The organism is Pandoraea morbifera (genome assembly GCF_902459575.1).
GTDB lineage: Bacteria > Pseudomonadota > Gammaproteobacteria > Burkholderiales > Burkholderiaceae > Pandoraea > Pandoraea morbifera.
The window spans coordinates 48,207-71,894 of record NZ_CABPSD010000018.1 but is presented as its reverse complement, the minus strand read 5'-3'; the positions used below and the strand labels follow the sequence as shown (position 1 = coordinate 71,894).

22 protein-coding genes and 1 pseudogene are annotated in these 23,688 nt (G+C 63.5%); 12 read left to right on the top strand and 11 right to left on the bottom strand.

All coding sequences use genetic code 11. The features are described from left to right. The 3 genes and pseudogenes from PMO31116_RS21480 to PMO31116_RS21475 form a co-directional block, all read right to left on the bottom strand. The coding region (locus PMO31116_RS21480; RefSeq protein ID WP_425494817.1) for a tyrosine-type recombinase/integrase at positions 1-852 on the bottom strand (852 nt) is incomplete at its 3' end. 45 nt (positions 853-897) lie between these two features. Next, positions 898-1,167 (bottom strand): annotated as a pseudogene (locus PMO31116_RS24490) (Arm DNA-binding domain-containing protein); the annotation flags it as partial. 206 nt (positions 1,168-1,373) lie between these two features. After that, positions 1,374-2,099 carry a response regulator gene (locus tag PMO31116_RS21475; RefSeq protein ID WP_343038637.1) on the bottom strand — a complete coding sequence of 242 codons (726 nt, stop codon included), beginning with the start codon at positions 2,097-2,099 and terminating at the stop codon, positions 1,374-1,376. A 227-nt stretch (positions 2,100-2,326) separates the two neighbouring features. Between PMO31116_RS21475 and PMO31116_RS21470 the strand changes: the two genes are divergently transcribed. The 7 genes from PMO31116_RS21470 to PMO31116_RS21440 are packed head-to-tail and all read left to right on the top strand — an operon-like array spanning position 2,327 to position 8,893. Then, positions 2,327-2,968: an energy transducer TonB gene (locus PMO31116_RS21470; protein WP_150568472.1), complete on the top strand. Its 642-nt coding sequence runs from the start codon at positions 2,327-2,329 to the stop codon at positions 2,966-2,968. Between the two features lie 53 nt (positions 2,969-3,021). Next, positions 3,022-3,843, top strand: coding sequence for a MotA/TolQ/ExbB proton channel family protein (locus tag PMO31116_RS21465; RefSeq protein ID WP_150568471.1), 822 nt, complete (start codon positions 3,022-3,024; stop codon positions 3,841-3,843). Positions 3,844-3,847: 4 nt separating this feature from the next. Next, positions 3,848-4,282, top strand: coding sequence for an ExbD/TolR family protein (locus PMO31116_RS21460; protein WP_150568470.1), 435 nt, complete (start codon positions 3,848-3,850; stop codon positions 4,280-4,282). 30 nt (positions 4,283-4,312) lie between these two features. Next, positions 4,313-4,741 (top strand): ExbD/TolR family protein, encoded by a 429-nt coding sequence (locus PMO31116_RS21455; RefSeq protein ID WP_150568469.1) that lies wholly within the window; start codon positions 4,313-4,315, stop codon positions 4,739-4,741. Positions 4,742-4,797: 56 nt separating this feature from the next. Beyond that, the gene (locus PMO31116_RS21450; RefSeq protein WP_150568468.1) at positions 4,798-6,150 is read left to right on the top strand and encodes an MFS transporter; all 1,353 of its coding nucleotides are present in this window, start codon (positions 4,798-4,800) and stop codon (positions 6,148-6,150) included. Between the two features lie 6 nt (positions 6,151-6,156). Then, positions 6,157-7,173 carry a dipeptide epimerase gene (locus tag PMO31116_RS21445; RefSeq protein ID WP_150568467.1) on the top strand — a complete coding sequence of 339 codons (1,017 nt, stop codon included), beginning with the start codon at positions 6,157-6,159 and terminating at the stop codon, positions 7,171-7,173. A 16-nt stretch (positions 7,174-7,189) separates the two neighbouring features. Further along, positions 7,190-8,893 (top strand): serine hydrolase domain-containing protein, encoded by a 1,704-nt coding sequence (locus tag PMO31116_RS21440; protein ID WP_174971674.1) that lies wholly within the window; start codon positions 7,190-7,192, stop codon positions 8,891-8,893. Between the two features lie 64 nt (positions 8,894-8,957). Here PMO31116_RS21440 and PMO31116_RS21435 read toward each other — a convergent pair whose 3' ends face one another. Beyond that, a complete protein-coding gene (locus tag PMO31116_RS21435; protein ID WP_150568465.1) occupies positions 8,958-10,610 on the bottom strand; it encodes a serine hydrolase domain-containing protein in 1,653 nt (550 codons plus the stop codon). Positions 10,611-10,640: 30 nt separating this feature from the next. Then, positions 10,641-12,998, bottom strand: a complete 2,358-nt coding sequence (locus tag PMO31116_RS21430) for a TonB-dependent receptor (protein WP_246185420.1) — start codon at positions 12,996-12,998, stop codon at positions 10,641-10,643. Between the two features lie 272 nt (positions 12,999-13,270). On the opposite strand from PMO31116_RS21430, the gene PMO31116_RS21425 reads away from it, so the two are divergent. Both PMO31116_RS21425 and PMO31116_RS21420 read left to right on the top strand, forming a co-directional pair. Then, on the top strand, positions 13,271-14,302 hold the full coding sequence (locus tag PMO31116_RS21425; protein WP_150568464.1) for an ATP-binding protein: 1,032 nt from the start codon (positions 13,271-13,273) through the stop codon (positions 14,300-14,302). A gap of 132 nt (positions 14,303-14,434) precedes the next feature. Further along, the gene (locus PMO31116_RS21420; protein WP_150568463.1) at positions 14,435-15,892 is read left to right on the top strand and encodes a M81 family metallopeptidase; all 1,458 of its coding nucleotides are present in this window, start codon (positions 14,435-14,437) and stop codon (positions 15,890-15,892) included. A gap of 186 nt (positions 15,893-16,078) precedes the next feature. Here PMO31116_RS21420 and PMO31116_RS21415 read toward each other — a convergent pair whose 3' ends face one another. The 4 genes from PMO31116_RS21415 to PMO31116_RS21400 all read right to left on the bottom strand — a co-directional run bounded on the left by PMO31116_RS21415 (position 16,079) and on the right by PMO31116_RS21400 (position 18,212). Further along, the gene (locus PMO31116_RS21415; RefSeq protein ID WP_150568462.1) at positions 16,079-16,432 is read right to left on the bottom strand and encodes a RidA family protein; all 354 of its coding nucleotides are present in this window, start codon (positions 16,430-16,432) and stop codon (positions 16,079-16,081) included. A gap of 196 nt (positions 16,433-16,628) precedes the next feature. After that, positions 16,629-17,243, bottom strand: coding sequence for an FMN-dependent NADH-azoreductase (locus PMO31116_RS21410; protein WP_150568461.1), 615 nt, complete (start codon positions 17,241-17,243; stop codon positions 16,629-16,631). A gap of 24 nt (positions 17,244-17,267) precedes the next feature. After that, entirely contained in the window at positions 17,268-17,702 is a 435-nt protein-coding gene (locus tag PMO31116_RS21405) for a carboxymuconolactone decarboxylase family protein (RefSeq protein ID WP_150568460.1), read from the bottom strand. Positions 17,703-17,780: 78 nt separating this feature from the next. Then, positions 17,781-18,212 (bottom strand): GNAT family N-acetyltransferase, encoded by a 432-nt coding sequence (locus PMO31116_RS21400; protein ID WP_150568459.1) that lies wholly within the window; start codon positions 18,210-18,212, stop codon positions 17,781-17,783. 91 nt (positions 18,213-18,303) lie between these two features. Here PMO31116_RS21400 and pdxR point away from each other — a divergent pair, with 91 nt between their 5' ends. Then, positions 18,304-19,731 (top strand): MocR-like pyridoxine biosynthesis transcription factor PdxR, encoded by a 1,428-nt coding sequence (pdxR, locus tag PMO31116_RS21395; protein ID WP_150568458.1) that lies wholly within the window; start codon positions 18,304-18,306, stop codon positions 19,729-19,731. 269 nt (positions 19,732-20,000) lie between these two features. Here the strand turns inward: pdxR and PMO31116_RS21385 are convergent, their stop codons facing one another. Next, a complete protein-coding gene (locus tag PMO31116_RS21385) occupies positions 20,001-20,927 on the bottom strand; it encodes a LysR family transcriptional regulator (RefSeq protein ID WP_150568457.1) in 927 nt (308 codons plus the stop codon). A 90-nt stretch (positions 20,928-21,017) separates the two neighbouring features. On the opposite strand from PMO31116_RS21385, the gene PMO31116_RS21380 reads away from it, so the two are divergent. Then, complete coding sequence (locus tag PMO31116_RS21380; RefSeq protein ID WP_150568477.1) at positions 21,018-22,094, top strand: zinc-binding dehydrogenase; 1,077 nt, start codon at positions 21,018-21,020, stop codon at positions 22,092-22,094. Positions 22,095-22,163: 69 nt separating this feature from the next. Then, positions 22,164-22,640, top strand: a complete 477-nt coding sequence (locus PMO31116_RS21375; RefSeq protein ID WP_150568456.1) for a YaiI/YqxD family protein — start codon at positions 22,164-22,166, stop codon at positions 22,638-22,640. A 3-nt stretch (positions 22,641-22,643) separates the two neighbouring features. Here the strand turns inward: PMO31116_RS21375 and PMO31116_RS21370 are convergent, their stop codons facing one another. Continuing rightward, positions 22,644-23,516: a LysR family transcriptional regulator gene (locus PMO31116_RS21370; RefSeq protein WP_150568455.1), complete on the bottom strand. Its 873-nt coding sequence runs from the start codon at positions 23,514-23,516 to the stop codon at positions 22,644-22,646. Positions 23,517-23,688: the final 172 nt, after the last annotated feature.

The following is a 23,688-nucleotide window of genomic DNA, read 5'->3' as shown; positions in this document are numbered from 1 at the left end:
TTCATGCCAACTCCTCATCTGAGCTGAGGAGCCATTATCCCTAGATCTGATTGGTACGAAATTTTCAGGACAGGTCATCCCGAAGGACCGGCGCAGGCCATGCACGCTGATGTGCGGCAGCTTGGCTTGGTTCAGCGCTTTCATGTGAGCTTTTCTCGGCTCGACAATTCTTCCATCTTCGGCCGTTGGGCTGCTAAAGACCCACTCGTTGATGCGCGGCAGTTGCTCAAGCATCTGAGCGACATATGGCGTCAACGGGATTACTCTGCCTGCCGCTTCGATTTTGTCTGCGAGTGACAGGCTTCCCCATTGAAAATCCACATCGGTCCATTGCAACTGCGCCAACTCTTCGCGTCGAGCGCCCGTAATAAGCAGGGCCTGAAGGTAAGCTGAGATGACCGGATTGGGGATCTTCCGTACTTCGGCAAACCAGAGTTTCAACTGCTCGCGCTGTAGGCAGTCCGTCTTCACTTGCGGGCGGGGTACCGACTCTTTCACCGCGCGAGCGGAGCATGCCTTCGCATGCGCGATGCTCGCAAACGCAGGTTGGTCATCGCACCAACTCAGAAACGCTCGCAGTTTTCTATATGACTGTTCCGCTCCGGTTGGGCGATCCGCCGATTCGGTTGCGAGCCATTTCGAAACTGTATCGGGAGTGAGTTCCGCCAGCCGAAGTTGCATCAGTGGTGCGAGCGGACCAGGCCTGGTTAGTCCTTTTCCGCGAATCTTGGCTCCTCCGCCGGGCTGCGCCAAATTGATGTGGTCTTGCAGATGACGCTCCCCCCAGTTCGACTTGCTGGCTTCTAGATACGCTGCCCACGCCTGAGCGACCGTCGCTTGTTCTCTCTTCATCTGGAGCTCGGCCGCTCTTGCCGCTGCCTGCGCTTCGGCTTTTTCCGCTCGAGGATCGCGTCCTTGGTCTGTTAGGAGCTTAAGGCGCGTTGCCTCAGTTTGGGCCTTCGCAATCGTCCACGTACGGGTGTCGCCGATCGTGATTCGAATTGTCTTGCCGTTGAAGCGTCCTTCGAAGATGAAGGACTTGGCTCCATTCGACGTTACGCGGACGCCTAGGCCAGGTATCTTCGCATCCCAATGAAGCGTTTGCTGCTTCCCGGGTTCTGCGCTGAAATTTGCGACCCGTTCACTGGTGAAGTTGACCTTGTTGATCCCTGATCCATGTAGGTGCTGTGTAGGCGAATTCTATCCGTTTTAGTCACCATCGATCAACACCAGAAATTTCGGAAATTATTATTTTTATAATAAAATCAGTGATTTGAATTGATTTTTGGACGCCGATCAATCTCGGTCAATTGGATGTTGTTCGGCCTTCTAAGCCGACGGTCGGGGGTTCGAATCCCTCTGGGCAGGCCAATCTAGCCTTGCGCATCAGATCGCGCGCGAACGTCGAGCATGTAGCCTTCTCCCCGTATCGTGCGCAGCAACCGCGGCTCCTTGATGTCTTCTCGCAGCTTGTGCCGCAGCCTCGAAATTTGCACGTCGATGCTGCGATCGAAGGCATCGATCGACTTGCCCCGCGCCGTATCCATCAGATATTCCCGACTGAGCACCCGACCCGGCGCTGAAAGAAAGGCGTTCAGGAGTCTGAATTCCGCATTCGACAGCGGTACGACAGTGTTGTCCGGCGCGATGAGATGACGTCCGATCAGGTTGAGGCGCCACCCCGCGAACCTGCGCTCGTCCTTCGGTTCGGAGGCCGATCTTGCCGGTGCCCTGGCCCGCCGAAGAATAGTCTGGATTCGCGCCACCAGCTCGCGCGGCTCGAACGGCTTCACGACATAGTCGTCCGCTCCGAGTTCGAGACCGACGATCCTGTCGGTCGTCTCGCCGCGCGCCGTGAGCATGATGATGGGAATGTCCGACGCGGTGCGCAGTTCCCGGCATAACGTCAGGCCGTCGCTGTCCGGGAGCATCAGGTCGAGCACGACGATATCGATGTCGCTTTGCCCGAGCACGTGGTGCATTTCCTCGCCATTGGCCGCCTGCATGCAGGTCATGCCGAAGTCGGCGAGGCAGTCGCAGAGCAGACTGCGAATCTGTGCATCGTCGTCGACTACCAATACGCGCGTTCCCATGGTCATATCCCTCTTCTAGTCTCCCGCCACGTCGAGCCGTCGCCCCCGTTGCCGAATTATCAGGGACGAACGTGCCGGCAATCTTGCTGAATTGTTGCAGGCCTGAAATATTCGATGCCAGCGCAATGCGTCCCGTATGTATCAAACGCGATACAAAGTCGAGATGAAACAGAAATACCCGAGACGTAACGTGACTCCACACGAGACATATGCAGGCAGGAGACACGTCGTCCATGAATTACGCCCAACCCAAACCGCCCGCCAGACGACTGCTCGGCATCGGCGTTGCCGTGCTGGTGCACGCACTGATCCTGTATGCCTTGCTCAGCGGGCTTGCCAACCGCGTTGCGACGATCATCCAGGCGCCCATCGAGACGAGGATCATCGAGGAAATCAAGCCGCCACCACCGCCGCCGCCGCCGGCAAGGAAAATCGCGCCGCCGCCGCGCCCGGTAGTTCAGCCCAAACCCTATGTCCCGCCGCCTGAAGTGCCGGTGCCGGTGACGCCGCAGCCGAATGCGATCGTCGCCCAGTCCGCCAATCCCGTCGAAACGGCCCCGGTTGCACCGCCCGCACCGCCCGCGCCGCCCGTGAGTAAGCCGGTAGCCGGCAACGTCGGCGTCGTTTGTCCAAACTCCGCGCAAGTCCGGGCGGATATCCGATACCCGCGCGAAGCCCTCCGGGACAACCTCACGGGTAACGTGCTCATCGAATTCGTCGTCGGCACCGACGGGCGGGTCAAGCAACTTCGGGTTGCGCGATCCGCGGCCCCGTCGCTCGATCGCGCCGCCGAAAACGCCGTCAGGCAGTTCCAATGCGTCGCGCAGGGCCAGGAGGTCCGCGTTCAGGTTCCGTTCGATTTCCAACTCAATTGAAGCTGCCCGCATCGGCCCACCCCCAACCCTGATTTCACGTCAAGGAGACGACTATGTTTCAGTTTCAATATCGTAGTGCGCCGCATACGCGAAGCTTCGCGGTGTCGATGGCCGCCGTATCGATGGTCGCGGCGCTCACTTCCCCGGGCGCACATGCCGCCGCGGCCGTGACCAATCCCTACGGGTTGCAGGCCCTTTGGGAGGGGGGCGATATGATCGCGCGGGGCACCTTGCTGATTCTCGTGATCATGTCGATGGGCAGCTGGTACATCATCGTAGCCAAGTTGCTCGAGCAAGCCAGGGTGCTGCGCCGGGCGCGAGCGGCAGAAACGAAGTTCTGGAGCGCCGCATCGCTTTCCGAGGGGATTCGGTCGCTCGATGCCGGAAGCCCGTTTCGTTTCATCGCGGAGTCCGGGCTTTCGGCCCGGGATCACCACCACGGAGCGCTGCTCGAGCAGGTCGACTTGAATACCTGGGTCGCCGGCGCGATCGACCGAGCCATCATGGGGATATCGAATCGACTCCAGGACGGTCTGTCCTTCCTGGGTACGGTCGGGTCGACGGCGCCGTTCGTCGGACTGTTCGGCACCGTGTGGGGCATCTACCACGCGCTGACGGCTATCGGAATTGCGGGACAGGCATCCATTGACAAGGTCGCGGGCCCCGTGGGCGAAGCGCTGATCATGACCGCCATCGGGCTGGCCGTGGCGGTTCCCGCCGTGCTCGGATACAACTGGCTGGTCCGTCGCAACAAGGCCGTGATGGAGCGCGTGCGGGAGTTCGGCAGCGAACTTCACAACGTGTTGCTCACTGGCAAGACGACGGCATCGGCCATTGTGGCGACCCGCACCGCGCAAGTCGCCCGCGTGGGGTGATGCCATGGCGATGACCCTGTCCGGCGGGAGCGGCGGCGCGGAACACGACGAGGTGATGGCGACAATCAACACGACGCCGTTGGTCGACGTCATGCTGGTTCTGCTCATCATCTTTCTGATCACCATTCCCGTGGTGTCGCACACCGTTCCCGTCACCCTGCCGAAGGAAGCCGTGCAACCACTCCAGACCACGCCTCAGAACGTTGTCCTCGCCGTCACGCGCGACGGCGAGGTCTACTGGGACGAGCGAAGGATACCCGACGCCGGGACGTTGGTGGAGAAGCTCAAGACGGTCGCCGTTTCGACGCCTCAGCCCGAGGTGCATATTCGCGGTGACCTCGATGCCCGCTACGCCGCCATCGGGCGGGTCGTCCTGGCATGCCAGCGCGCCGGCATCGCCAAGGTCGATTTCATTACCGAAGCGCCTTCGCGCCAATAGCGCCAGAGGCGTACCACCCAGGAGACTGTCATGGCAATGTCCATGCCCACCGGCGCTGGAGAGAGCAGCGACATCATGGTGGAGATCAACACGACGCCGCTCATCGACGTGATGCTGGTGTTGCTGATCATGCTGATTCTCACCATCCCGATACAGACACATGCCGTAAAGCTGGACATGCCGGCGCCCTCCAGTGCTTCGCCCGCGAGTCCGCCGCGCGTCGTGCAAGTCGATGTCGACGCAAACGGCGTTGTGGCATGGAACGGCTCGCCGCTCGGTGGTCGGGCGCAACTCGAGGCGAATCTCACCGAAGCCGCGGCGTCCAGCCCGCCCACCGAGCTGCACCTGCGCGCGGACGCGCAAGCCCCCTACCGGTCGGTCGCGATGGTCATGGCGGCGGCCCAACGGCTGGGCGTGACGCGCATCGGCCTTGTCGGCAACGAACGCTTCTCGCAATGACATCTCGCCTTGCCGCGAGCATTCCGACGCGCTGACGCGCCATACCTTGAATTCACATGTTCGATTCAAATACCGAAGTTGCGCAGCGTGCCACGGCGTCACGCGCCGAGACAGGCGCGGGGGCGGGGGCGTGGTTTGGCCTGTTGATCCTTGTCGTCGTCACTTTCTTCGCCAACGTCGATCGCCAGATGCTGGTGCTGGTGGCTGAACTTATTCGCGCGGAATTCCACCTCGCCGATATCCAGGTGGGACTCTTGCAGGGCGCCGGTATCGCGCTGTTCGCGGGCGCGGCGGCCATTCCGATCGGATGGCTCGCCGACCGACTGGATCGGCGCGTCGTGCTGGCCCTGTGCATTCTGCTCTGGAGCGCCGCGACCGCCGCCTGCGGCATGGCGACCGGATTTCCAACCCTCTTCGTCGCGTCGATTGGCCTGGGCATCGGCGAGGCCGGACTCATGCCGATCATCTACGGATTGCTCCCCGACCTTTTCCCGGCGCGCCAGCGTATCCTCGCCAACTCGGTTTTTGCATTGGTCAATTTGCTGAGCGCCGGCGCCGGCATGGCGCTCGGCGGGATGTTGATCCAGGGAATCGACGCGACGCATGGCGCAATGCCCTTCGGCCTCGGGGGCACCTCCACGTGGCGGATAGCATTTTTCGCTGTCGCGGTGCCGGCGCCGCTGCTGATGCTGATGGTCGCGATGATCCGTCCTCGCCACAAGCATGCAGAAAGGCGATCCGGGACCGGCAATGCGCCGGTGTCCGGGCCCGCCGCGGCCGAGTACTTCCGCGCGGAGATGCCGATGATGATTCGATTCTTCGGGGCGATCGCGCTGATTAACATGGCGTTTGCCGGCGTGACGAGCTGGATGCCCGTCGTCGCGGTTCGCGTCTTCGGCGCTACGCCGGCGACCGTGGGTGCGGGGCTCGGTAGTGCTGCGATGGCAGGCAGCATCATCGGTTGCGCCGCCGGCTGGCTGCTCGCGCGCCGTCTGGACACCCGGCTCGGGGTGCTCGCGCCGCTGCGCGTCTGCGAGTGGGGGGCTCTCGGGGCGTGCGTCGTGAGTCTCGGCTACTTGATCGCGCCGTCCGTGTTGTACGTCTACCTCCTGTTCGGCGCGCAATTCATGTGCGTGGTTGCCGGGATGATCATGTTTCCCGGGTTGATGCAGAGCATCTGCCCGTCGCATCTGAGGTCGCGGGTGGCCGCAATCGGTGTACTGGCAACAGTGCTGATGCAGTCCGTGAGTCCTGTCGCCATCGGGACGATTTCGGATCGCCTGCACGACACCCACGCAGGGTTGATCTGGGCCATCGTCGCCGTGTCGTTGTCCGGATTCGTTGCTGCCTGCCTGCTGATGCGCAGCGCCGCGAATGCCGTACGCCTTGCCATCGAACGCTACGCCTGAGCCCTCATGAAAATTCCCTGCACCCTTTCGGTCCGCATCGAACGGTGGCCGTTGGCCACGCCGTTTCACATCTCGGGCCATACCGTCGAGGCTGCCCGAGTCCTGGTCGTCTGCCTGAATTCGGGGCGGTACGAAGGCCTCGGCGAAGCCGCCGGCGTGTACTACCGGAGCGAGACACCGGAATCGATGGCCGCACAAATCGCCGCGATAGGGCCCGACATCGAACGCGGCATCTCGCGGGAGGCGCTCATTGGGCTGCTGCCTGCCGGCGGCGCCAGGAACGCGGTCGATGCGGCGTTGTGGTCGCTGGCCGCCCAACACGGCGCCACGACGGTCGCGCACCTCGTGGGACGCTCTCGTTTGCGCCCGCTGCAAACGACGTTCACGCTCGGTGTGGATACCGCGGACGCCATGGCCGCGGCGGCTCGGCGTTACGAGGGCGCCGCGGCGCTCAAGGTCAAGCTCGACGGGAGCGCGTTCGACGCGGATCGGCTCATCGCCATTCGGGCGGCTTGTCCCCGGGCCGCATTGGCCGTCGACGCCAATCAAGGATGGACGCGGGAGCACATGCTTCGGATGCTTCCGGTCATGCAGGCCACCGGCGTCGATCTCCTCGAGCAACCCTTGCCGGCTGGCGAGGACGCATGCCTCGAGTCAATGCGGTATCCGATTCGCATGGCCGCGGATGAGTCGTTTCAGGATCTCGACGATCTTGCCGTGGTCGCCCGCCGTTATGACGTGGTGAACGTCAAGCTCGACAAATGCGGCGGGCTGACGCGCGCGTTGACGCTCGTCACCTCGATCCGGAGTCTCGGGCTCTCGGTCATGGTCGGTTGTATGCCGTGCACGTCGCTCGGCGTGGCGCCGGCATACATTCTGGGACAACTGTGCGATCGGGTCGACCTCGATGGGCCTTGCTTTCTGGCACGGGACCGCTCGCCCGCATTCGAGTACCGTCACGGACATGTGCAGGGTCCCGACACTCCGTGGGGGCACGACGATGCCACATCGGAACCAATGTGACACGGGTGGATCCGCTGTGCCGGTACACCAACGCTTTGATGCGACAATGCTGACGGCGCTGTTCGAACCGTTCAATCGAAGCGACGCCCCCGGTGTGGTCGTCGCGGCGGCGATCGACGAGGCGATCGTGCTGCGCCGGGCATTCGGAATGGCGAACGTCGGGACGGGCGTCGGACTGGATGTACGGACCCGATTGCGCATCGGGTCGACGACCAAACACATGACCTGCCTGGCCGCCTTGCTGCTCCAGGAAGCGAGCGCGCTGGACATCGATGCGCCCGTAAGACGATATTTGCCCGAACTTTCGGGCGTGGCGGGCGATGCGACGCTGCGCTCGTTCATGTTCCACACCAGCGGGCAGCGCTGCGCGCTCGACATCTCGCTGCTTACCAACGGATTGGCCGCACCGCCTGCCGGCTACCTGCTGGACATTCAGGGTCGGCAGTCTGGCGTCAACTTTGCTGCGGGCGAGCGCATGATGTACTGCAATGGCGGATATCACCTGATTTCGCGGGTGCTCGAGCGCGTCAGCGCACAGCCCTTCGCGGCGCTCCTCGCATCGGCAATATTCGAACCCCTCGGCATGAACGACACGTTCTGCCTGCCCGACGATTACCAGATCCGAAGTCACGTGGCGGCGAGCCATCTCCCTCGCGGTGACGGCACTTACGAGCGCGGGATTTTTCCATCGCATGAAATTCTCGGGGAGGGGGGTGTCGTCTCTTGCGTCGATGACATGCTCAAGTGGTGCGCCCATTTGCGAGGCGAGAAGTCCGTGGGATCCCTCGCCACGTGGGAGGCGATGTTTTCATCGCCCGTATTTTCCAGCGGTGCGCGCAGTGACTACATGATGGGCCTGAAGCGCACGCGCTATCGTGGGTGCGAGCTCATTCACCATGCCGGCGGCGTGGTCGGTGGCACGTGCCAGATGCTCTGCGTGCCTGCGCACGGCATCGATATCGTGCTGCTGAGTAACGGCGCGATTCCCTCGCCAGCCGAGCTTTCGTTGCGAATGCTGGATATCCTGCTCGCAGACCGGATGAGCGAATACCCGGTGCCGACGCCCGCCAAAATCGACCCCACGGGCGATCTGGCGGGGACTTACCGGGAAGTGGACGGCGACCTCGTCTATGACATCGGCGAGCGAGGCGGCGACATGCTGCTCGGTGGGCCGCTTGAGTCCGGGGCGCCCTGGCTCTTCAGGCGTGATGTCCCCGACGGCGGCTCACCCGAGTTCGCGCTGGAGTCGAGTGGCGACGGGTCATTCGTGCTGCAGTGGAAAAACGCCGCCGCGCCCGACGATGGGCGGCGCTTGCGCATCGCCCACTGCGGCCACGCGAGAGCCTATCGCCGGATCGAGACGCCCCCGTGCCTGGATGTCGATGCCATCGAAGCGCTGAGTGGCGAGTACGTCTGCGAGGAAGCCGACGCGGTTGCGACGTTGCGACCCATGCCGCCGGATCAACCTGCGCATGACGGTGTCGGCGCGGCGATGTTGCTCGTGATGGCGGGCAGAGCGGGGGAATGCCAGTACGATGTCGCCCCCGTTGATGTCGACCTCTTTCGCTTTTCGCCCGGTGGGCCGAACGCCATGCTCGCGGGAACCATTGCGGTCGTCAGATGCCGGAACACTGGTCGCGTGACGGGCGTTTCCGTAAATACCGTCCGCACGCGAAACCTGCGATTCGTGAAGTCCCCGTCACCGGCGCCCCGGAAGTAGGCGCCGGCCCCGGCCGACGCCAATCGAAGCAGGAGGGCACGCGCGAGCCCTCCAGACGTGATCGCTAATCGATTCGGGAGAACGCCAGGGCGCGCGTCCGAGAGGTGTAGAGCGAAATCCGTGCGACCTTGTCCGCTTGCCGCTCGATCCGCAGGGTACCCGTCGATAATGTCGCGGCATCGGCGGGTTGGAAGCTCCAGACATCGGGGGTCAGTGCATCCAGGCGATACCGCGCGCCGCCCGTCGCGCCGCGAATGAACAGCGTCAGCGGCCCCGCATCCTCCGCCTCCCGTGCCTCCACCGAGATGACGGCGTGCGCATCCGCGTCGTGACTGAAATACTGACCGCATATCGCGCTCACCCCCAGCGCGTCGGTCGGCGGTGCGGCGTCAATCCGATGCAGTGTGACGGCGTGTCCGCACTCGATGAAGTCGATGGCAGGTACCTCACCGGACGCCGCGCACGAATGCGGCACGACGCGCGTGCGAGCGCCAGCGCCGTCATCGATGATGTACCCCTGTTCCTGGGCGACCAGCGGCTGGAGGTGGTGAGGTTGATTGTGCGTGGCGATGTGAAGACGGCCCTCCCGATCGACAATCTCGACGAGCTCGACGCGGGCAGTCGACAGATATTTTCCGGGCAGCCCCGGGCGCTCGACGGTTCGCTGCGCCGCTTTGCGCGGCGGGCCGAGCGTCTCGTCACCGAGCACGATATCCACAATCTCGGTCGCCAGCGCGACAGGGTCGACCGGGGCGCCGTTGCTCATGATAACGATGTCCAGCGCGTGGGCGGGAACCGTCAACATCTGGCTGGTTCCTCCGAAAACGCCGCCCGCGTGATGAATCGTGTCGACGTTGCGATATCGCGTGCGCATCAGTCCCAGCGCGTAGATGCCGAATTCGCCGCTCGAATATTGCGGCATTGTCAGCATTTCGCGCCATGTGTTCGGGCTGCCGAGCTTGCCAGGTTCACGCAGGTGGCCGGCCCACTTCAGCATGTCGTCGATTGTGGAGACGATACCGCCCTCGCCCAATACGTCGAGACTCGGGAACAAGCCGCGCAAGTAGCCGCCGGCGCCGTCGGGTACATGCTGAGTGGCCATGCGCGGCCGGATTCGCAGGTCGTCGCTCACGGACTCGGTGTCGTTCATGCCCATGACGCGGAAGATCCGCTGTTCGAGAAATTTCTCGAACGACGTGCCGCTGACCTGCGCGATGATCTGCGACAGAAGGTGGTAGCCGCCGTTGCAATAGATCATGCGTTCGCCGGGGGGGAAATTGACCGCCCGCTGACGCAACTCTATCTCCAGCGGCATGCCGCGTCCGATCATGGAAACCCCTTGGGTGATCAACGACAGGTCCAGATAGCAGCGATATCCGCTGGTGTGCGTCATCAACTGGCGGAGCGTGGGCTCTCCCGCCAGTTCGGGCAAGGCGGGAATATAGGTGCGAACGCCGGCATCGATATCCAGCTTCCCGTCTTCCGCGAGAAGCAGGGCGGCAAGGCACGCGAAATGTTTGCTGGTCGAGCCGATGCGCATGCGCGTCGCCGGGGTGTTGGCGACTCCGTGCTCGAGGCTCGTCATGCCGAACCCCTTGCGGTACAGCGCCCGCCCCTGCCATGCAACGCCGACGACGAGGCCAGGCGCATCGCTGCGATTGAACCGCGCCAGAAGAGCATCGAGGCGCGCGTGCAGGTCTTTCTGTTGCAAATTCATAGGAAGGTCTCCGGAATGTCGCGGCCGAGCTCAGAAGGGAACGGTAAGCACGGCGCCGATGGTGCGCGGTTGCTCCACGCTGACGAGCGCCGGCCCGCCAAGTGGCATCAAGGCGGTCCCTGCGGCAAGCAACGCACGGCGGTCGAACAGGTTGCGCACGTAGAAGCTCAGGCTCGCCTTGCCGAAGTCGATGCCGGCCTGGAGGTCGGTTACCGCGTAACCGGGGAGCGGGTAATCCGGTCGTCCGCTGCTGTTGCCGAACCCTGCGTGGCGACGGCCGACGAAGCGTTCTGCGATACCGACATATGAGGCGTACGGACCGAGCGAGAAGTGGTAAGTCCCCGTCAAGGTGGCCGAGAACTTGGCGGAGTTCGGCAATGGGTCGCCGGACTGCGTTCCTGTGGCGGCATTTCCCTGCGTCAACCTGGCGTTGATGTAGGAGAAGCCGAGGCTGAAGTTCCAATGTCGATCGGGACGCAGGCTGCTGGCCAACTCGAATCCCTTGATCCGGGCGTTGCCCGCGTTGATGACCTGATTGATACCTTCGAGCGCGCCGAACTGCTGAATGTTCTTCCATTCGATGTCGTACACGGTGGCCGACAACGAAAGGCGTTTGTCGAGCAGGTCGGCCTTGTAGCCGGCCTCGTACGTCCACAGCGTATCGGGCTGGAACGTCGGGCTGCCGCTGCCCGGACGACCGGTGATCGGGCTGTTGAGCAGCGCGTTCGGCCCGCCCGGACGATATCCGCTGGCCGCGCGGACGTAGACGTTGCTGTTCTCGGTCAAACCGTAGCTGGCCGTGAGCATGTAGGTCTTGCTCGTGTCCGACGAAGGCGCGGATATCGTCTGAGGGGGGCCACCGAGAAGGCCGGACGTTGTCTGTTCGTAAGTCTGCCGGTTGTGCGCGATCCGGATGCCGCCCGTAAGCGCGAGACGCGGCGTCACGTGGTAGGTCAGGTCGCCATACCCGGCATACTCGGTATAGGTGCTGGGCGCCGTGAGCGAGGACAGCGACGGCGCGGCGCCGTTGGGTAACGCCCCTACGATGCCCTGATCCGACTCGCTGCGCTCCCGGGTGAAAAAGAGCCCGCCCAGCCATTCGAGGCGGCGGTTCGCGGGCGACGTCAATCGAAATTCCTGCGTCACTTTGTTAGTGGTTACCAGATTTCCTGCGACCACGGAGTTCAGATTGAGCCCTTGCGCGGAGAGTGCCGGCACATAGACCACAGACAGGTCCTGAGGCTGGTCCGTCCTCACCGATTGATACGACGTGATCGAGTTGAAACGGGACCATCCGAAGTCGTACTCGGCGCCGAGCGAATAAAGCTGAACGTTCTGATGAAAGGGCTCGGGGGCAAAAATTCGCGTCGTCAGGTCACCGTCGACAGGTTGACCGCTTTTGTCGTAAGCAACGTAATTCGGTGCGTTTCGATGGATGTTCTGTGTGATCGCGCTCAGTCGCACGGTCAATTGATTTGTCGGGGTCAGGAGCAGTGACGCGCGTGCGCCGTAGGTATCGCCTCTGTCGATTCGGCTTCCTGCCTGTGGACCGACTGCATCGACGTAGCCGCCCTCGTGCTGACTGAACGCCGAGACGCGAACGGCCGCAACGTCGCTCTTGATGGGGACGTTGAGCAGTGCGCTCGCCGTATTGCCAATGCCGCCGTGCTTGGTCGACGACAGTCCCACGCTGGCCTGCCCGGAGAACTCGCTGGTGTCGGGCTCGTTGGTTACGTACTTGAGCAACCCGCCCATCGCGCCGGCACCGTAGAGCGTGCCCTGAGGACCTCGCAGCACTTCGATGTGATTCAGATCCAGCAGGCTCATGTCCAATGCGAACGTGGCACCTTGCGAGAAGACCGTGCTTCCGCCAAAGGCGACGTCGTCGACGTAGACTCCCACGGTCGGGCCGGTCTGCTGTCCGGTAGTGACCCCGCGCATGCTGATCTGGCCGGCGCCGCTCCCGCCTTGGGTGTTGAGATCGACGCCGGGCTCTGCCGACAGAAAATCGGACATGGTTTTCGCACCGCTCTTCTGCAACTCGTCGGCGGAAATGACGTTGATCTGCATCGGCACTTCGCGTGCAGGCTCGCGACGACGTGTTGCCGTCACAACGACCGTGTTCAGCGTCGCGCGATCCTTTGCCGACGCCGGGGGCGCGGTCGGTGCCTCACGACTCGCCCCCGCATCGGCATCGGCCGACGGGTCGGTGCGTCCGGCTTCGGCGCTTGTCGCCGAGGCCACTTCCGGCAGTGCCACGCTCTGCGCATGGCCGTAGGCCGACGCCAGTCCCAGCAGCGAACCGACCAACCAGGGTCCGCTGTTCGGCCGAAGCCTGAATCGGCGCGTGGGCGCTGCCGTATGCCTGCGATGCTGTCTGATTGCCACTGTCCTCTCCTCCGGAATTTCCGCGCTTGGGCCGTCATGAGTGCCTTCGCGGTATGGATCGTTTGGGGCGGGATGTCCGCGACTCCGGAGTGAACGTTATTGGGGCGATATTTCTGGTTCATGTGGACTTTGTATCGCGCGTGAAACATTGATCGCCCGGTCGTGCCTCCATGCCAGGCGAATTCGATGCCGAAGCGATCGCCGCTCGCGTGTTGCCGTTTTGAAACAATCTGTTGACGAAGCCGCTACACGGGCAGGGGATAATGGCTCGCATGTTCGAGCTCTCTTCCACGGCGCCTGCCGCGACCATCATGCAAAAGCCATCGTTCGATTCCGCGTTCTATCGGCTGCTGTTTGTCATGCTTGTCATGGTGGCGCTGACGCAGGCGTGCACCGCGATCCTTCTCTACACGCTTTACTCCGCGGCAGCCTTCAAGGCGCCCCCCGGCATGTCGACCGCGCTCCAATTGGGGCTCAGCGCCGCGGTGCAGATCGTTCCGCTTTTGTTCTCGTCCTGGATCGGTGCGCGCATGTTGTCGGTCCCGTTCAAATCGCTGGCCGCCGGGGCGGCGGCCCTGTCCCGCAACATGGATGCCCCGCCGATTCCGGAAGCGGGGCCGGTCGAAGCGCGTCAGGCCGCCCGCGTTTTCAACTCGATGCAAGCGGCGATACGGCGGCAGGTGAACGAGCGAAATCGCTTTCTCGCCGCCGTCTCGCATGACCTGCGCACGCCGCTCACGCGCATGCGTTTGCGCGTGCGCACGCTCGAGACCTCGGAGATCAACGATCGAATGATCGCGGACATCGATGAAATGACGCAGCTGCTCGATGCCACGCTTTCTTTCCTGCGCAACGAGGCCGTGACGGAAGAATTCAGCCCCATCGATATCGACGCTCTCATGGAGGCCATTGCGGACGATGCACTGGAGTGTGGTCAGCAAGTCCGCGTGAGCGGCGCCATTGCGCCGCTGCTCGCCCAACCGTTGGCGTTGAAGCGTTGTCTGACCAATCTGGTGGCGAATGCGATCCGCTATGGCGGCGAAGCGGAAATTCAACTGATCGATGGCGACGAGGAGGTCCGCATCGACATCATCGATCGGGGGCCCGGTATTCCCGAGTGCGATCTCACGCGGGTGCTGGAGCCATTTTTCCGGCTCGAGCGATCTCGCAGTCGCGATACCGGCGGTACCGGGCTGGGGCTGGCCATTGCCAACGATGTCGTGAAGCGGCACGCCGGATCGTTGACGCTGCGCAACGGGCGAGACGGCGGCCTGATCGCGCGCGTGGTTCTACCGAGGCGGTAGCCGGGCAGGGCGCGGCACGTTCGGACGTTTGTTCCGCCGCATGTGTCAATGTCGATACACTCTGCTCACAATCAGGCAACGAGCGTCCAATAGAGTGCATGCAACGGCTTTCTTCACTCATCTGGACGCTCAATGAAGATTTTCGCGGCACACTTTTCCACGGAAACGAATACGTTTGCACCGTGCCCCACGGGGTGGGGAGGGTTTCAGGAGTATGGAATCTATCGGGGCGACGCGAGCCATCGCTCGCCTGAAGGGGTGGGCTATCTACTGGCCGAGCTTCGGCGTCTTGCTCGCTCGGACGGGCACGAGATCGCCGAAGGGCTGGGCGCGGAGGCGCAGCCGTCGGGGCCGGTAATTCGCGAAGTCTACGAGACGCTGCGCGACGAAATCGTTGCCGGGGTTCGCGCCGCGCTGCCGCTCGATGCCGTGGTGTTGATGCTTCACGGAGCCATGGTGGCGCAGGACCAGGACGATTGCGAAGGCGATCTTCTTGAGCGAATCCGCGACGTCGTGGGCCCGGATGTGCCCATTGGCGCAACGCTCGATCCGCACTGCCATTTCACCGAACGGATGCAGGGCTGTGCCGATGTCCTCATCGCATACAAGGAGTATCCGCATACCGATGCGCTCGACCGGCTGCACGAAGTCTATCGACTGGTGACGCAAGCCGCCGAAGGGAAGATTACGCCGGTCACGGCGACGTATAACTGCCGCATGGTCGGCGCATGGCATACGACGTCCGAGCCCATGGCGGGCTTCGTTCGACGAATGAAGTCATTCGAAGGACTGGGCGGCATTCTGTCCGTATCCCTCGGCCACGGGTTTCCTTGGGGCGATGTTCCCGAAGCCGGCGCAAAGCTCTGGGTGATCGCAAACGGCGAACCGGCGCGCGCGAGTGCCCTGGCGAATCAACTGGGAAGTGAATTCTGGGCGTTGCGGCATCAGGTGCAGGCCGAATGGCGCGCGCTGGACCCGGGGCTTGACGCGGCACTGGCCGTGGGTGTCGGCCCGGTCGTGGTAGCGGATGTCGCCGACAACCCGGGTGGCGGCGCGCCGGGAGACAGCACGTTCATTCTTCGCCGGGTGGTCGAGCGTCAGATTCCTGATGTGGCCCTGGGGTGCATCTGGGACCTCGGCGCCATTCAAATCTGCGCGGATGCAGGCGTTGGCGCCACACTCGATCTTCGCATCGGCGGGAAATGCGGCCCGGCATCCGGCGATCCCATCGATCTGAGAGTGACCATTCGAGCGGTGCACGAGGCGCATTCGCAAAGCATCGGCGGAATGTCGATTCCCCTGGGACGATCGGTCTGGGTCGAAGCAGCGCACGGATTGGACATCGTACTGGTTTCCATACGTACACAAGTCATGGGGGTGGACGCTTTCACTGGACTGGGCATCGCGATGCAGGCGAAGCGACTCGTGATCGTGAAATCGACTCAGCACTTCCAGGCAGAATTCGCTCCCCGCGCGAAGGCCATCGTGCACGTCGCGTCGCCAGGCGCATTGTCGACAGACTTCGCGACGATTCCGTATCGTCGCCGCAGTCTCAACTACTGGCCTCGTGTCGAAAATCCATTCGCGTGATTCGAGGTGTCACGCGTGCATCGATTGTCATGTCCGGCCAGAGCCAGCCGGATCCGACGATTTGCCGGGCATCGCCAAAACTCCGGCAATTTTTCGCCCTTCTTCACGAAGGGCGTTTTTTCCTGTTGCCGAATTTCGCCCGCGTCAGTGCATCGTGCTGCGCGTCCGGTCAACCGTTTCGTGTTGCTAAGCCAGGGCGGTCACGGCGATTTCCACATGGAAGCCGGCTCGCATCAGCGGTGATTGCACGCACGCGCGCGTGGGGGCATGGCCTTCGGGAACCCAGAGATCCCAGACGCGGTTGAACTCGTCGAAATGACGCGCATCCGAAAGCCAGATGTTCGCCGTCAGAAGGCGGGTTTTGTCGACACCCGCCGAAGCGAGCAATGCATCGATCTGCTTCAGAACCCCGATGGTCTGCTCGGTGACCGTTCCGTCTGGCGTTTCGGGCACTTGCCCGGCCAGATATACGATGCCACCGGCAACGACCACCTGACTCATGCGGCCGTTCGTTTTCATACGCGTGATTTCGTTCTTCATTTTTCTGTGTCCGGAATGGTGAGGGATGCGGCCGCAGACGTCTGCTCGATGTGCTTGCAGTCACACGGTTATCGTATACGAGAATAATAATTCTCGTATACGAGAAAATACCGAATGACGTCGGGATTCGAGCCTGCGGTTCGCCGCTCGGGCCATCCGGGAACAGGTCGAGAACGGGGTGTTCAGCGGCGAGGCATCATGTCACGCCCGCCATATCCAGCGACGCCACCAGCGCAATTCGCTCGGCACGCAATTGCTCGTCGTCGCGAAACGCGGTGCCCTGGATCGCCAGGAACCGAAGCGACTTCAGCCCGATGCAGGCGAATGCCGCGCGCAGGTAAGGCGTGAGGAAGTCTGGCTGCTTCGCGTGCTCTCCGGTGAAGACCCCGCCGGATGCGATGCCGATATATACCGGCTTGTCCTGCAGCAGCCCGATCTTCTCGCCCGTGGGCGTGGTACCGATCGTGCGTCTCACGCGCAATACCTGATCGATCCACGCCTTCAGATTGGACGGCACCGTGAAGTTGTTGACGGGCGTGCCGATGACGAGCGCGTCGGCGTCTTCGACCTCGCGGATCAGTAGCTCCGAGCGTTGCGTCGCGGTCAGTGCCTGCCCGGCGTCGAGCGACGCAGGTGACGACAGGGCATTGGCGTAACCGGCGTCCGCATGCGGGACGGGGTCGCGCCCCAAGTCGCGTCGGATGACACTCGCCCCGGGGGCGAGCGCGATAAGACGCATCACGATTTCCGCCGACATCTTGCGGCTGTGCGATACGTCTCTCGGACTGCAGTCGATGTGCAGGATCTTCATGAAGTCGGCGCTTGTCGCAAAAGGTTACTGGCGCATGCCGATCGCCAGGCGGTTGAACGCGCTCATCAAGGCAATCGCAAAAGTGAGATCGGAAATCTCCACGTCGCTGAAGCAGGCTTCGAGCGGCGTGTAATCCTCGTCCGGCGCGTGGGTCTGGTCGACGTGCGTGAGCGATTCCGTCCATGCCAGCGCGGCACGCTCGCGATCCGTGAAGTATTCGCTTACGCGCCATCCGGCGAGGCTGTCCAGCTTGCCCTCCGGCATGCCTCCCGAACGCAATGCCTTGGTGTGCATTTCCAGACAATACGCGCAGCCGTTGATTTGCGATATCCGCAACCACACCAGTTCGATCATCTCCTTGCCCAGCGGTCCCTTGAACAAGGCGGTCTTGGTGGCGCCCAGGCCGCGATAGGCGTCGGCGGAAAGCGTGTTGTATGGCAAGCGTTTCGGTGTGCTCATGATTGGCTCGAATGTTGCGAGCTCTCGGAATTCGAGATACTCAAGGGGAAAAAGGAAGGTGGCAGGTCGGTGCCGGGCTTACAGTGCCTGACGGAAGTGCATGCCCATGGCCAACAGTCCTTGTCGGAAGTAGAAGCGTTGCGCGAGTGCGTTGCCAAGACCCGTGTCGAGCACGAAGTGCGCACAGTCATGACGGCGCGCCTCGTCGCGCAGCGCGTCCAGCAGCCGGGCGCCCAGCCCGTGGCTGCGCACGTCGGCGGTGGTGACCAGGTCGTCCACGTAGAGGAAGCGTCCGTAGATGGTGTTTTCCTGCAGACGGTAGCCGGCCAACGCCTTGACCTGGTCATCCTGCCAGGCGGCAAGGATCCGGTATCCCTGCCGGGCTTGCCGATGTACCTGGGCGATGAACGCCGCGGTGTCGGTCAAATGCGGGCGCAGCTCCCGCATCACGCCGAAGCCGGCCTGAATGTCCTGATCGCTGTCGAGGTGGCGCAATTGATAGGTTGTCATGGGATATTCCTTGTCGTCGAGCCACTAATGTAGACTTTCAATGGCCTACTCAATAGGTGCAAGAATTGAAGAAATTAGTGGGGCATCGATCATGGACTTGCAGCAACTCAAGCCGAGCCGGGATCACAGCGGTCCGGTCTATCTCCAGCTGTATCGGCGCTATCGGGAGGCCATCGCCAACGGCATGCTCGGGCCGGGCGACCGCGTGCCGTCGGTGCGCAGTCTCGCCAGCGCCCTGAACCTTGCACGCGGTACCGTCGAGACGGCCTACGAGATGCTGGCGAGCGAGGGGTATTTCGTTACGCGCGGCGCGGCGGGGACGGTGGTATCACCGCGGCTCGCGAACCTGCCCGATCCGGCGGTGGCCAGTGCCAGGGCGCCGTCCAGCGCCGATGCCTCGCGAGTGCCGCAGGCGACGCCCGGTGAAGCCGCGCCATTTCAGCTCGGATTGCCGGCGTTGGACGCGTTTCCACGCAAGGTGTGGGCGCGTTTGGCCGGGCGAAGCGTGCGCGCGCTGGAGACGGCGGCCATGACGGTTCCGGATTCCGCGGGGTACGCGCCGCTACGGCACGCGATTGCCGGCTACCTTGGCATCTCGCGGGGCATCGTTTGCGCGCCGGAGCAGGTTTTCGTGACGGCAGGGTATCGCGGCGCGCTCGATCTGGTCAGCCGTGCGCTGCTCGAGCCGGGTGATACCGGCTGGTACGAGGATCCGGGGTACCTGTTCGCGCGTCAGTGTTTGACGTTCGCAGGAATGCTTCTGACGCCGGTGCCGGTGGACGAGGAGGGCCTGAACGTAGGGGAGGGGCAGCGGCGCGCGCCGAAGGCGCGCTTCGCCGTGGTGACGCCAACGCACCAGAGTCCCACGGGAGTGGCGCTGTCGCTGCCGCGTCGACTGGAACTGCTGGCGTGGGCACAGGACTCGGGGGCGTGGATTATCGAGGACGACTACGATAGCGAGTTTCGCTACCACGGCCGCCCGCTGCCTGCGCTCAAGAGTCTGGATCAGAACGAGCGCGTGCTCTATACGGGCACCTTCAGCAAGGTGCTGTTCCCGGGCCTGCGCCTGGCCTATCTTGTGGTGCCGCAGTCGCAGATCGCCAAGTTTCGAGACACCGTCGTCCACATGCCGGGCCCCGGCTCGATCCTGTTGCAGGGCATGGTCGCCGATTTCATGGAGCAGGGACACTTTGGCCGGCACCTGCGCAAGATGCGCAGCCTGTACGCGCAACGCCGGGGCTATCTCGTCGACGCATTGGCGCAGACCTTTGGCGAGCGCCTGCACGTGCAACCGCAGGCCGGTGGGATTCACGTGCTGGCGCATCTGGCGCGAGGCGATAGCGACAGTGCGCTGGCCGCAGCGGCCCGCGCACGCGGGCTGGCGGTGCAGGCGTTGAGCGATTGGCGGGCGCGGCGGGGCGGCCAGGGCGGGTTATTGATGGGTTTCGCCAATTTCGCGTCGGAAGCGGAGGCGCTTGCCGCCGTCAGGCGGCTCGCCGCCGCCTTGCCCGGCGACTGAGTCCAGCGCGAACCACACCGTCTGCGCTTCGATACGCGACGCGACATGTCCGGTGCCGACGCAATTTCGCTAGGCGCGGTCGCCCGGCACCGTGGCGCGCGTGAAGGCTTCGATGTTGTCCTGCAAGGCGTCCAGCCCCTCGCCCGCCCGATTGACGTCGCCGGCGGCAATCGCGTCGGTGACTTCTGCGTACAGACGGGGGCGCTTCGGCGCATCACAGTCTCTTCACGCGACCCTCTTGCGCGCCTCACGTACGCAGCACCGACGCCTCACGTCCCAAATGTCTCGGCGTCGATCGCATCGATCAGTTGGGCGCGCAGCCATGCGACGGCCGGGTCGTGGTGATTGCGCGGGTGCCATGCTGCGCTCAACGAAAAGCCCGGCTGGTCGAACGGCAACGCGAATGCGTCAAGCCGGTCGGCGCAGCGCGTTGCGAGCCGCGCCGGCATCGTGCAGACATAATCACTTCGGTACAGCAGTTCCGGCACCACCGTGAAGGTCTGCACCGAGACGGCGACCGCGCGCGAGCGCCCCATCGTCTGGAGCTGTTCGTCCACGAAACCGAAGAAACTGCCGCCGCTCGTCGAAACCAGAACATGGCGCAGCGTACAGTAGGCCGCGAGCGTGAGTTTGCGCTTGCCGCGCGGATGCCCCTTGCGCTGCGCCATCACGAACGTTTCGTCGAGCAGCTTGCGGCCACGCATGGTCGGCGGCACCATGCGCTCCGAGCCGATCAGCACATCGACTTCGCCGGATTCGAGTCGCGCTGCGATGTCGGTCTGCCGCGCGTGGACGAAGGCCACCTGAACCCCGTCGCCCGCCACCAGCGGCAACCGCTCGAGCAGGGAAATGCCGATCGTCGACGTGGCATTGTCGCTGGCGGCGATCACGAAGCGCCGCACATCGGTCAGCGGGTCGAATCCGGGCCTCGCCCGCACCACCAACTCCAGGTCCTTCAGGGCAGCACGCAGTGGCGCGACCAGCGCCAACGCGCGAGCGCTCGCCACCATGCCGCGCCCGCTGTCGGCCGGTATCAGCAGCGGATCGCCGAATACTTGCCGCAGCCGTGCCAACTGGGCCGAGACGGCGGGTTGCGAGAGGCCGAGGCGCTGTGCCGCATGTGTGACATTGCGCTGCGCCAGCAGCGCGTCGAGCGTGACGAGCAGATTGAGGTCCACGCCTTTGAAATCCACCATGGTGATGCCTCGTATATTAGGTATTGATTTCAAACATACGTACCGGACGCCTAAAGTGCAATGCGTGTCACTTCCTCCCGGAGAACGATGATGAAAGCCTGGATGCTCGAACGCCCTGGACAACCGCTTGTGCTGTCCGAGGTCGACCCGCCAAACGTGCGGCCCGGTGCCGTGCTGGTGCGCATGGAAGCGGTGCCATTGCTCAGCTACATGCGCGCCTATCTGAACGGGACGTTGCCCTACCGCTACCCCGAAGGTCCCTTCACGCCCGGGACGAACGGCGTCGGCACGATCGTGCAGACCGGGCCGGGGGTGCATCACTTCCGTGTCGGTCAGCGCGTGGCCGTCAATCCTTATCTGGCGAGTCCGGAGAGCGTCGAGGCGCCTGCGGAGATCCTGATGGGACTGACAGGCATCAGCGACGACAGCGAAGCGCTGTTGCTGGACTTTCCCCACGGTTCGCTGCGCGAAGTGGCCGAATTTCCGGCGTCCGCGCTGGTCGAGCTGGACGGGCTGGCGCACATCCCGTCGGAGCGACTGGCCGTGCTTTCCCGATTTGCCGTGCCCATGGGCGGGCTGCGTCGCGGCCGCCTGGTCGCGGGCGAGACGGCGGTGATCAATGGCGCGACGGGCGCCTTCGGCTCGGCTGCGGCGCTCGCCGCCCTGGCGATGGGCGCGTCGCGGGTAATCGCCTTGGGGCGTCGCGCCGGATCGCTGGATGCGCTCGCCAGACTGTGCGGTGAGCGCTTGTGCCCGGTGGTGTTGAGTGGGGATGTCGATGCCGATCGCGCCGCGATTCGCGCTGTCGCGCCGCAGGGCGTGGATCTGGCGTTCGACATGGTGGGACAGGCGAAGGATCCGTGCGGCACGCTGGCGGCGTTGCACAGCCTGAAGCGACGCGGACGTCTGGTCCTGATGGGGAGCATGCGCGTAGCGCTGCCGCTGCCGTACGGCGAATTGCTGCGCAACGGATGGGAAGTCATGGGGCACTTCATGTACTCTCCCGTCGACTACCGCGCGCTGGTGAATCTGGTTCGTGCACGCCAGCTCGCGCTCGACGGGATCGCGGTGCGCCGTTTCTCCTTCGACGCCCTCGAAGCGGCCATCGACGCGGCACTTGCACAGTCCGGACTCGAAGCCACCGTCGTCGGATTCTCGATGGACTGAGCGGCAGGCGCGGTGCGCCGCACGCGTGCCCCTGGCTTATCATGTGCGTTTTCGCTTGCGCCCACCGCCATGCATGTCCTCGTCGATGCCGACGCCTGTCCTGCCGTCATCAAGGAAATTCTCTTTCGCGCCGCCAGGCGCGAGGAAATTCCGGTCACGCTGGTCGCCAACCAGTTTCTGCGCACGCCGCCGTCGCCCTTCATCCGCGCGATTCAGGTGCCGGCAGGCTTCGACGTGGCCGATGCGCGCATCGTCGAGATGGCGCTGACAGGCGATCTGGTCGTGACGGCCGATATACCGCTTGCCGCCGCGGTGATCGAGAAGGGCGCCAATGCGCTCGATCCGCGCGGCAACTGGTTCACGCCTGAGAACATCCGGGAGCGCCTGTCGGTGCGCGACATGATGGAGCAATTGCGCAACGCCGGCATCGAGACGGGCGGGCCGGCGCCATTCAGCGCGCGCGACGGCAAGGCATTCGCGGGGCAGCTCGACCGCTTCCTCATGCGCCGCCGCGCGTCGGCCGCCGGCGGACCTCGCGTACCCTGAGCGTCAAATTTCCTGCGAGCTGGCCCGCAACAATTCGGCGAAGCGCGCCGCGCACCAGCGCATGACGTCGTTGGGCTCCCGCCCAAAACGCCAGAGCATGCGTACCGGCAACTGCGGCAGTCCCAGATCGTCGCAGCGCAGTTCGTGAAGATCCTCGTATTCCGCAATGTCGATGGGGAGGATCGCCCAGCCGAGCTTGTCGACCACCATGCTGGCGATCACGTAGGAGCTGTCCGCTCGCCAGATGGACGGACTCAGCTGCAACGGCGTGAAGTCGTCCATCTGCATCAGAATCTGCCGATATTTGGCGAGATCGCCGCGCGTGACCTGATCGCGAAAGGCCAACGGATGATCGCCTGCGACGAACACCCCTTGAACGGCCGAGCCCACGTACTTGTGACCCAGCGCCGAGGAAATCGCCCCACGATCGACGTGAAAGCCGATATCCGCCCTTTGCTTCTCCACGTACTCGGCCACTTCGGTCGACGTGCCGTTGAGCAAGGTGAGTTCCAGATACGCGAACTGATAGGCGAGATCGCGCACCAACTCGCTCACGGCCTGATAAGGCAGCGCCTCGTCGAGCGCCAGCGAGAGCTGAGGTTGTTCGCCAAAGGCGAGGGCGTTGGCGCGATGGTTCAGGCCCTCGGCCTGTCGCAACAACTCCTTCGCTTCGAGCAACATCACCTCGCCCTGATCGGTGAGTCGCGCATTACGGCGACTGCGGTCGAATAGCTCGAAGCCCAGATCGGCTTCGAGCAACGAGATCGCCGTGCTCACCGCTGACTGTGCCTTGCCCAGCCGTCGCGCGGCAGCCGATATCGATCCTTCCTCCGCCGCCGCCACAAAGTAGCGTAATTGTTCAATTGTCCAGTTCATTTATCCATTTTATAGATGGGTTCCAACTTTTTCTAACATCAATTTCGCGTCAGAATCGCGTTCTCCAGAATAAAACGCCAGATTGAAACGCCAGCATAGGCGAGGCGGCAGACGACCGGATCGCCCGGATCGCCCGGTCCAGCGGTCCCGGGCACGGACCTCCCGCGCACCA